An 11,533-nucleotide genomic window follows, 5' to 3' on the forward strand; every position below is an offset into this window, starting at 1 on the left:
GGTCTCCAGCAGGCTCGTCGTGGCTTGCCGCAGATACGTCCGCAGCCGCTCTTCGTTGCTCATGACGTGTGCCTTCCCTCGGAGATCGCGATCTTGTCGAGGACGTCGAACAGCTCGTCGTCGGAGGCCGCGGCGGCATCGACCATCGACGCCGCCCCGTTCCCCGCCGACCGGGCCTCGAATGTGCGGACGAGTTCTCGCAGCCGGCCCACCAGCCGTTCCGAACCGTCGCCGTCCCCCTCGGCCAGCGCGGGAATGGCCCGTTCGATCCGGTCCACATCGGCGAGCAGGGACTCCGCGAGGCTCTTCTCCTCCGGCGTCAACCGGATCCGCAACTGGCGGGCGAGTTCGGTGGGACTGGGGTAGTCGAAAACCAGGGTGGCCGGTAGTCGCAGCCCGGTTACGGCGGTGAGCCGGTTGCGCAGTTCCACCGCGGTCAGCGAGTCGAAGCCCAGGTCGCGGAAGGCCGCGTCCGCGTCGACGGCGTCGGCTGTGGTGTGCCCGAGGACGGTCGCCGCCTGGGCACGTACCAACTCCAGCACCGACGCCTGGCGCTCCTCCACCGGCAGCGCGGCCAGCCGGTCGGCCAGCTCGCCCCCACCGGCCGGGGCCGTGGCGGCGGCCCGGCGTGCCGAGCCTCCGACCAGGCCGCGCAGCAGCGGGCCGGCGCTTCCCGCCGCCCGCATACCGGCCACATCCAGCCGTGCCGCCACCACCAGCGGGCGTGCCAGGCGCGTCGCCGCGTCGAACAACGCCAGACCTTGTTCATCGGACAGGGCCCGAACCCCGGTCCGGGCCAACCGGGCGAGATCCATCTCGTCCAGCGTCCCGGTCATTCCCGAGCTCCGCTCCCACAGTCCCCACGCCAGCGACTGTCCGGTCAGCCCTGCCGAACGCCGGAACTGTGCCAGCGCGTCCAGTGCGGCATTGGCCGCCGCATAGCTGCCCTGCCCGGCCGAGCCGAGCGTGGCCGCCGCGGAGGAATACACCACGAACAGTCCCAGATCCTTGTCCCGGGTCAGTTCGTGCAGATGCCAGGCCGCATCGACCTTCGCCCGCAGTACCACGGCCAGCCGCTCCGGAGTCAGCGATTCGATGGTCGCGTCGTCGAGAACACCGGCGGAATGCACGACACCCGCCACGGGATACTCCGCGGGCACCGCATCCAGCACCTCGGCCAGAGCTGCCCGATCAGTGACATCGCAGGCCCGGATCGACACCCGCGCGCCCAACTCGTTAATTTCCGCCGCCAGTTCGTTCGCTCCCGGGGCTTCCGCACCTCGCCGGGACAGCAGCAGCAGGTGTTCCACCCCGTGGTCGGTGACCAGGTGACGGGCCAGCATCGCGCCCAGGCCACCCGTTCCACCGGTGATCACCACCGTGCCCCGCGGGTCCAGGCTCACCGGCAGACGCAGTACGACCTTGCCCACGCTCCGCCCGGTCTGCAGATGGCGCAGGCCGTCCACGGCCGCGGCCGTCTCGAACACGGTCACCGGCAGCGGCTCCAGCTCCCCGGAGCCGAACAGGTCCACGATCTCGGCCAGCATCCGGCCGATCCGCTCCGGGCCGGCCTCCATCAGATCGAAGGCCCGATACACCGTGCCCCCGTGCGCGGCCGCGATCTCCGGCCCGTCCCGCACATCGGTCTTGCCCATCTCCACGAACCGCCCACCCTTGGCGAGCAGGTCCAGCGAAGCGTCCACGAACTCCCCGGCCAGGGAGTTCAGGACCACGTCCACGCCCTGCCCCTCGGTGGCAGCGAGGAATTCGTCCCGGAAGCCCAGATCGCGGGAGGACGCCAAGTGCGCCTCGTCAAAGCCCTGTTCACGCAGGACCGGCCACTTCCCGGTACTGGCGGTGCCGTAGACCTCCATGCCCCACACCCGGGCCAACTGAACCGCCGCCATGCCCACCCCGCCGGCTGCGGCGTGGATGAGAATCCGCTGGCCGCGCTGCACCTCGGCCAGGTCCCGCAGCGCGTAGAACGCCGTCAGGAACACGATCGGCACCGACGCCGCCCGAGTGAAGGACCACCCCTCCGGCACCTTCGCCACCAGCCGGTGATCAGTCACCGCCAGCGGACCCAGCGCACCGGCGAAAACACCGAACACCTGGTCACCGACCGCCAGCCCGGTCACATCCTCAGCGACCTCGACCACCACGCCGGCCGCCTCGCCACCCATCACGGCGGCCGGATCCGGGTACAGACCCAGACCGACCATCACGTCCCGGAAGTTCAATCCGGCCGCGCGCACACCGACTCGGATCTGACCGGGCTCCAGCGGCGCCACCGCGGGCGGGCTGTCCAGCACCGCCAGGTCGTCGAGGCTGCCCCGCTCGGCTACGTCCAGTCGCCAGTCCAGCCGCTCAGGACCCGGCACCACCAACTGCCCGGTCGCCCGCACCAGACGCCGCGCATGCAACACACCGGCACGGAGAGCGAGTTCCGGCTCACCGCTGGCCACGACCGCAGGCAGGAGACCTTCGAGGCCGGTGTCCGCTTCGAGATCGAGAAGAACGAAGCGGCCGGGATTCTCCGACTGCGCGGAACGCACCAGACCGGTGACTGCGGCGGCGGCCAGATCGCTGCCGTCGAGCGCGCCCCGGGTGAGCAGCAGCAACTGAGAGCCGTCGGCGGCCGAATCGGCCAGCCAAGCCTGAAGCCAGTCCAGCACCGTCGCCGTCACCGTGTGCACCGGCTCGGGCCCGTCCCCAACACCGGCCGGAACCTGGGCCACCACCACCGGGGGCAGCTCGCCCCCGGCCTGACCGTGCCAGATCCAGTCCACCGCTTCGGTGGTGGTCGGCTCGGCGAGCGGTTCCCAGTCCACGCCGAACAAGGACCGCGCCGTCTCCCCCGCCGCTGACGAAGCCGGATCGGTGGTCACCGGCCGCAGCATCAGCGACTCGGCGCTGAACACCGGCTGCCCGGCCGGATCGAACACCGCGACCGCGACCCCGCCGTCCTCACGATGCGACAAGCTCACCCGGAGTGCTGCCGCGCCGGTGGCGTGCAGGTGTACGCCACTCCACGCGAACGGCAGGGTCACCCCGTCGCCGGCCTCGTTCGAGGCCGTCAATCCGATGGGATGCAGAGCCGCGTCCAGCAACGCCGGATGTATCCCGAAGCCCTTCACCTCGGTCTGCTCGGGCAACGCCACCTCGGCGAAGACATCGGTACCGGACTCCCACACGGCACGAACCCCCTGGAACACCGGCCCATAGCCGTAACCATCCTCAGCCATACGCTCATACACACCGTCCACCGGCACCGACCGCGCACCGGACGGGGGCCAGGCACCGGTCCACACCGGAGCGGTGGCGGCCTGCGCGCTCAGCACACCATCGGCGTGCTGAACCCACTCGTCCTCATCATCCTTGCGGGAGAAGATCCCCACACCTCGACGCCCGTGATCGTCAGCCCCGGCGACCCGCACCTGAACCTCCACGCCCCCTTGCTCGGGGAGCATCAAGGGAGCTTGCAGGGTCAGTTCCTCCAGCACCGGAGATCCGACGCGATCACCGGCATGCACGGCCAGATCCACCATGGCCGTGCCCGGCAACAGCACGGAGCCAAGAACGGAGTGATCGGCCAGCCAGGGATACGCGGACAGCGACAGCCGCCCGGTCAGGACCACCTCGTCCCCACCGGCCAGCGCCACGACCGCACCGAGCAACGGGTGGTCCGACTCGCCTTGTCCAAGCGCCCGTACATCACCTGACTTCGCCCCGGCCGCCGAAGGCCAGTACCGCTCCCGCTGGAACGCATAGGTCGGCAGGTCCATGACGCGGCCCGCTTCACCGAGCTGCGTGAACCAGTCCACCTTCACACCGGCGACGTACAGCACCGCCAGCGACCGCAGCCACCGATCCCGACCTCCGTCATCACGACGCAAGGTGCCCGTCACGGCCAGATCCTCGCCGGCCTGCTCGACCGCCATCGCCAGCACCGGATGCGTACTCACCTCGATGAAAGTGCGGTGCCCGGCCTCCACCAGCGACTCGATCACCTCGGCGAAACGCACCTGCTCACGCAGATTCCGGTACCAATACCCGCCATCAAGCCCCGCGGTATCGACGAGCGCAGCCTCAAGGGTGGAATGGAACGGCACCTCACTACTCGTCGGCTCCAGCCCAGCCAGATCGGCCGCCAACCGCGCCTCGATCGCCTCAACCTGCGACGAATGCGACGCGTAATCCACCGCGATCCGCCGCACACCATCATCGGCATACCTGGCCACGAACTCGTCACACGCTTCCGCAGCACCGGAAACCACCACCTGGGACGGGCCGTTGACCGCCGCCACCGACAAGTCGGCCCACGGAGCGATCCACTCCTCAACCTGGGCCAGGGACGCCCGGACCGAGACCATCCCACCCGAACCGGCCAGCGACACAATCGCCTGGCTGCGCAACGCCACCACCCGCGCGCCGTCCTCCAACGACAAACCGCCAAACGCCGTCGCAGCCGCGATCTCACCCTGCGAATGACCCACCACCACAGCAGGCGACACACCCGCCGAACGCCACAGGCCCGCGAGCGACACCATCACCGCCCACGACACCGGCTGCACCACATCAACCCGCGCCAGCAGCGCGGCATCACCAAGCGCCTCACGAAGCGACCAGTCCACGTACGGCTCCAACGCCGCCGCGCACCGCTCCATCCACTCCGCGAACACCGGCTCGGTGTCCCACAGCTCCAGGCCCATACCGACCCACTGCGCACCCTGACCGGGGAACACGAACACCGGACCCAGAGCGGTCGGCGCCGCCGTCCCATGGACCACCGCTGTGGAGGTCTCCACATCCTGCAGCCCCGTCACAAACCCGGCCAGGTCCTCGGCCACCACCACCGCGCGGTGCTCGAAGGCCGAGCGTGTCGTGGCGAGTGAGCGTCCCACCGCCACCGGATCAATGCCCGGTCGCTCAGTGGCCCACCGGCCGAGCCGGGTGGCCTGCTCCTGGAGCGCCTGCGACGACTTGGCCGACAGCAACCAGGGCACTGCCCCGCCGGTTGACTCTTCCGGCTCCACGGTCGGAACCTGTTCGGGCTCTTCGAGAATCACGTGGGCGTTGGTGCCGGAGATACCGAAGGACGACACACCCGCTCGACGGGGACGACCACCGGTCTCCCAGGGCAGTGACTCGGTCAGCAACTCCACCGCACCGGCAGCCCAGTCCACGTGCGACGAAGGCGCGTCCACGTGCAACGTTCGCGGCAGGACTCCGTGCCGCATCGACAGAATCATCTTCATGATCCCGGCCACCCCTGCGGCAGCTTGAGTGTGTCCGAGGTTGGACTTCACCGAGCCCAGCCACAGCGGCCGGTCCTCCGGCCGGTCCTGACCATAAGTGGCCAGCAGCGCCTGCGCCTCGATCGGATCACCGAGCCTCGTTCCCGTACCGTGCGCCTCGACCACATCGACCTCACCCGGGGACAGCCGGGCGTTGGCCAGGGCCGCACGAATCACGCGCTGCTGCGAAGGACCGTTCGGCGCCGTCAGACCATTCGACGCGCCGTCCTGGTTCACCGCACTGCCACGCAGCACCGCCAGCACCTGATGCCCATTGCGCCGCGCGTCCGACAGACGCTCCAGTACCAGCACACCGGCGCCCTCACCCCAACTGGTGCCGTCCGCTGCGTCGGAGAAGGCTTTACATCGGCCGTCGGCGGCCAGTCCGCCCTGCCGGGAGAACTCCGTGAACACACCGGGGGTGGACATCACCGTGACGCCGCCGGCCAGTGCCATCGAGCACTCGCCCGACCGCAGCGCCTGGGCCGCCAGATGCACCGTAACCAGCGAGGAGGAACACGCCGTATCCACCGTTACGGCAGGGCCCTCCAGGCCAAGCGTGTACGCGATCCGGCCCGAGGCCACACTCCCCGAATTGCCGGTGCCGCTGAACCCGTCGCTGTCGGCCGGATTCAAGGCCGTCTGAGCCATGTAGTCGTGGTACATCAGGCCGACGTACACGCCGGTGTCGGAGCCACGGAGGGAGTCCGGGACGATCCCGGCCCGCTCCAGCGCTTCCCACGCCGTCTCCAGAACGATCCGCTGCTGCGGATCCATCCCGACCGCCTCACGCGGCGAGATACCGAAGAACCCCGCATCGAACTCCGCCGCGCCCAGCAAGAACCCGCCGTGCTTGGTGTAACTGGTACCAGCACGCAGACGCTCAGGGTCGTACAGCCCTTCCACATCCCAGCCACGGTCTGACGGGAACTCCGCCACCCCCTCACCACCAGCGGCCAGCAGCCGCCACAGTGCCTCGGGCGAATCCACCCCACCCGGGAAACGACACCCCATCCCCACGATCGCGATCGGCTCATCAACCGTGGCCGTGGCGATTCCCCTGACCGCGGCAATCGCCTCCGGCTGCTCGTCCAGCACTCCGGACAGGACGAATTCGGCCAGCAGTCGCGGATTCGGATAGTCGAAGACCAGCGTCGCCGGGAGGCGCAGCCCGGTCGCGGTGGTGAGCCGGTTGCGCAGTTCGACCGCGGTCAGCGAGTCGAAGCCCAGATCGCGGAAGGCGGCATCGGCATCGACGTCCTCGGCTGTGGTGTGCCCCAGCGCAGTGGCCGCTTGCGTACGCACCAGCTCCAGCACCACCGCGTGCCGCTCCTCCACCGGCAGCGGCGCCAGTCGGGTGGCCAGCTCGCCCCCGCCGGCCGAAGCGGTGGCCGCGGCACGCCGCCCCGGGCCTCCGGTCAAGGCCCGCAGCAGCGGTCCGGCGGTCCCGGCGGCGCGCATGCCGGCCAGGTCCAGCCGGGCCGCCACCACCAGCGGCAGGTCCAGGCACACCGCGGCGTCGAACAGTTCCAGCCCTTGCGCGTCGGACAGGGCCCGAATCCCGGCTCGGCTCAGCCGGGCCAGATCGGCCTCGTCCAGCGCACCGGTCATTCCCGAGCTGCGCTCCCACAGCCCCCACGCCAGGGACTGTCCGGCCGAGCCCGCGCGGCTCCGCTGCTGCATCAGGGCGTCGAGAGCGGCGTTCGCCGCCGCGTAACTCCCCTGCCCCGCGGAACCGAGGGTGGCCGCAGCCGAGGAATACACCATGAACAACCCGGGCTCCCGGTCCTGGGTCAGTTCGTGCAGGTGCCAGGCCGCATCGACCTTCGCGCGCAGCACCACGGCCAGCCGCTCCGGGTTCAGCGACTCCACCGTCGCGTCGTCCAGTACACCGGCGGCATGCACCACACCGGTTACGGGGTGTTCGGCGGGTACGGTGTCCAGCGCCGCGGCCAGTGCGGCCCGATCAGCCACGTCACAGGCCAGGATCGTCGCCCGCGCGCCCAGCTCGGCGGCCAGTTCGGCGGCCCCGGGGGCTTCCGTACCTCGCCGCGACAGCAACAGCAGATGTCCGACCTCGTACGAGGTCACCAGGTGCCGGGCCAGCAACGCGCCCAGGCCACCGGTACCACCGGTGATCACCACCGTGCCCCGCGGGTCGATCCCCGCCGGTACGACCAGTCGGCCGGTGGCGCGCACCAGGCGCCGCGCGCACAGCACGCCCGCCCGCATCGCCAGTTCCGGCTCATCGCTGCCGACCACCGTGGGCAGCACGCTGTCGAGCCGGATGTCGGACTCGGTGTCGAGGAGGATGAAGCGGCCGGGGTGTTCCGACTGCGCCGAGCGGACCAGACCGCTCACCGCGGCGGCGGCCACGTCGCTCCCGTCGGTGGCGCCTTGGGTGAGCAGCAGCAACCGGGAGTTCCCGGTTGCCGGGTCGGCCAGCCACTCCTGCAACCAGCCCAGCACCGTGGCCGTCACCTCGTGGACCGCCGCCAGGCCGGCGCCGGTGGTGACTCGGGCCGCCACGACCGCGGGCGGTTCGCCCGCGACCTCGCCGTGCCAGGCCCACTCCACGTCCGTGGCCGCGGAGTCGGTCAGCGGCAGCCAGTCCACTCCGTACATCGACCGGGCCGTGTCCCGGGCCGCGGCGAGCGCCGGGTCGGTGGTCACCGGTCGCAGCATCAGCGAGTCGGCGCTGAACACCGGCTGTCCGGCCGGGTCGAACACGGCGACCGCGACCCCGCCGTCCTCGCGCCGGGACAGCCGCGCTCGCAGCACCGTCGCGCCCGTGGCGTGCAAGCGCGCGCCACTCCAGGCGAAGGGCATCCTGACCTCGCCCGCGCCGGGCTGGGTCAGTGCGGTCAGGCCGATCGGGTGCAGGGCCGCGTCCAGCAGCGCCGGGTGTACACCGAACCCGTCGACCTCGATCTCCTCGGGCAACGCGACGTCCGCGAAGACTTCGGTGCCTGCTTGCCAGACGGCCCGAACCCCCTGGAACACCGGCCCGTAGCCGTACCCCTCCTCGGCGAGGCGCGCGTACTCACCGTCCACGGGCACCTGCCGCGCGTCGGGCGGGGGCCAGGCCCCGGTCCACACCGGGGCGGGGCCGGCTTGCGCGCTCAGCACACCGTCGGCGTGCTGAGCCCACTCGTCCTCGTCGTCGATACGGGAGAAGATCCCGACCGCCCGGCGACCGCGTTCATCGGGCTCGGCGACCCGGATCTGCACCTGTACGCCGCCCTGCTCCGGCAGCAGCAGCGGAGCCTGCAGCGTCAGTTCCTCCAGCGCCGGACACCCGACGCGGTCACCGGCGTGCACGGCCAGGTCCACGAACGCCGTCCCCGGCAGCAGTACCGAGCCCAGCACCGCGTGATCGGCCAGCCAGGGGTACGACGCCAGTGACAGACGCCCGGTCAGTACCACGGCGTCGCCCCCGGCCAGGGCCACCTCCGCGCCCAGCAGCCCGTGTCCGGGTTCGCTGAGGCCCAGGGCCCGCGCGTCGCCCGCCCGACGGGTCGCCGCGGGCCAGAACCGTTCACGCTGGAACGCATACGTCGGCAACGACACCGGACTGGCGCTCCGGGCGCCCAGCAGTGCGGTCCAGTCGACCGTGGACCCGTGAGCGTGTACCCCGGCCACCGCGGTCAATAGGGTTTCCGGTTCGTCGCGTTCGGCCCGCAGCGTCGGCAGCCACACGCCGCTGTCCGCGGTGGCCATCGCGGTCAGCGTCCCGGCCGGGCCCGCCTCCAGGAAGAGATCCGCTCCCTGATCGCGCAGTTCGAGGACGGAGTCGTGATAGCGCACGGTGTCACGGACATGGCGTACCCAGTACGCGGGATCGGTCACCTCGGCACCAGCGGTACCCGACACCACCGGGATCTCCGGCTCGCGCCACGAGACCTGCTTCAGCGCCTGCTCGAACCGCGCCAGCATCGGTTCCATCAGCGGGGAGTGGAAGGCATGGCTGACCCGCAGGCGCCGGGCCTTTCCACCCCTGTCACGCCATCGCTGCGCCAGCTCCTCCACGGTGTCCGCGGCGCCGGAGATCACCGTCGACTCCGGACCGTTCACCGCCGCGAGGCCCACCGTGGTGTGCCCGGCGATCAGGTCCAGGGCCTCGGCCTCACTCGCCGTCAGCGCCGCCATCGCCCCACCGCTGGGCAGCTCCTGCATCAGCCGGCCCCGAGCGGTCACCACCGCGGCCGCATCGGGCAGATCCCACACCCCCGCCACGTACGCGGCGGTGAGTTCACCGATCGAGTGCCCGGCCACCCACTCCGGCGACACTCCCCACGAAGCTGTCAGCCGGAACAGAGCGACCTGCACCGCGAACAGCCCCGCCTGGGTGTACGCCGTCTCGTCCAGCAGCTCCGGTTCGCCGTTGATCACGTCCTTGATCGGCCGCGGCAGATGCCGGTCCAGTTCGGCGCACACCTCGTCGAAGGCATCCGCGAACACGGGGAACGCGGCGGCCAGTCCAGCTCCCATGCCAAGGAGCTGACTGCCTTGCCCGGAGAACACCATCGCCAACCGCGCGGATCCTGGTGACCCCGTCACCACACCCGCGTCCGGGCGCTCCTCGGCCAGCGCGCGCACGCCCTCCAGCAAGGTCCCCCGGTCCCGGCCCAGGACCACCGCGCGGTGCTCGAACACCGACCGGCTCGTGGCCAGCGCACGACCGGCCGGCCCGGGGTGGATCTCCGGCTGCTCGGTCGCCCAGCGGGCCAGCCGGGCCGCTTGCTCGCGCAGCGCCTGCGGCGACTTGGCCGACAGCAGCCAAGGCACCACGCCACCCGGAACCTGGGCCGGCTCGGTCGCCGCCACCGCCTCTGGTTCGGGTTCGGGTTCGGGTTCCTCGATGATCAGGTGGGCGTTCGTGCCGGAGATCCCGAACGACGACACCCCGGCCCGGCGCGGTCGGCCGTCGGTCTCCCACGGCACCGCCTCGGTCAGCAGCTCCACCGCACCCGCGGACCAGTCGACGTGCGACGACGGCGCGTCCACGTGCAGCGTGCGCGGCAGGACGCCGTGGCGCATCGCCAGCACCATCTTGATGATGCCGGCGACACCGGCGGCAGCCTGGGTGTGACCGATGTTCGACTTCACCGAACCCAGCCGCAGTGGCCGATCGGCCGTACGGTCCTGGCCATACGTCGCCAGCAGCGCCTCCGCCTCGATCGGGTCGCCCAGCCGGGTCCCGGTGCCGTGGGCTTCGACCACGTCGATCTCGGCCGGGGACAGCCGGGCGCTTGTCAGCGCCGCTCGGATCACCCGCTGCTGAGCCGGTCCGTTCGGCGCCGTCAGACCGTTCGACGCGCCGTCCTGGTTCACCGCACTGCCGCGCAGCACCGCCAGCACCTGATGGCCCTTGCGGCGCGCGTCGGACAGCCGCTCCAGCACCAGCACACCGGCGCCCTCACCCCAGCCGGTGCCATCCGCCGCGTCGGCAAAGGGCTTGCACCGGCCGTCGTCGGCCAGCCCGCCCTGCCGTGAGAACTCGGCGAACACCCCAGGGGTGGAGAGCACCGTGACGCCACCGGCCAACGCCATCGAACACTCACCGGAACGCAGCGCCTGCGCGGCCAGGTGCACCGCCACCAGGGAAGCCGAACACGCCGTGTCCACGGTCACCGCGGGGCCTTCCAGGCCCAGGGTGTAGGACACACGGCCGGACATCACGCTCACCGCGTTGCCGGTCAGCAGGTGCCCCTCGCCGCTGGTCCGCCCATCGACGGCTATCCCGGCGTAGTCCTGGCCATTGGTGCCGAGATACACCCCGGTCGCGCTGCCCCGCAACGAGTCCGGCGCGATCCCGGCCTGTTCCAGACTTTCCCACGCCGTCTCCAGCGCCAGCCGCTGCTGCGGATCCATCGCCACCGCCTCACGCGGTGAAATACCGAAGAATCCCGCATCGAACTCGGTCGCATCGGCGACGAATCCGCCGATGCGTGCGTAGCCGGGTCCTGCCTGATCGATCTCGGCATCCCAACCGCGGTTCTCCGGGAACGCGACGAGGCCGTCCTCGCCCGCGGCGAGCATCCGCCAGAAGTCGTCGGGGGTCCGCACGTTCCCGGGGAATCGGCAGCCGATCCCGACGATCGCGACGGGTTCGTGTTCGCCTGCCTCGGCCTGGCGGAGACGCTCGCGTGTCTCGTGCAGATCCACCGTGAGCCGCCGGAGGTATCCAAGGAGCTTTTCGTCATTTGTCATCGCAGCTACAACACCAATCCGAG

At 70.9% G+C, this 11,533-nt stretch carries 1 protein-coding gene; it reads right to left on the bottom strand.

Features of this window, described 5'->3' with window-relative positions:
* Positions 1-59: 59 nt before the first annotated feature.
* Positions 60-11,528, bottom strand: coding sequence for an SDR family NAD(P)-dependent oxidoreductase (locus tag ACIO3P_RS01655; protein ID WP_401850188.1), 11,469 nt, complete (start codon positions 11,526-11,528; stop codon positions 60-62).
* Positions 11,529-11,533 lie beyond the last annotated feature (5 nt).

The sequence above is a fragment of the Streptomyces sp. NPDC087310 genome (genome assembly GCF_044744405.1).
In the GTDB taxonomy this organism is placed as follows: Bacteria; Actinomycetota; Actinomycetes; order Streptomycetales; family Streptomycetaceae; genus Streptomyces.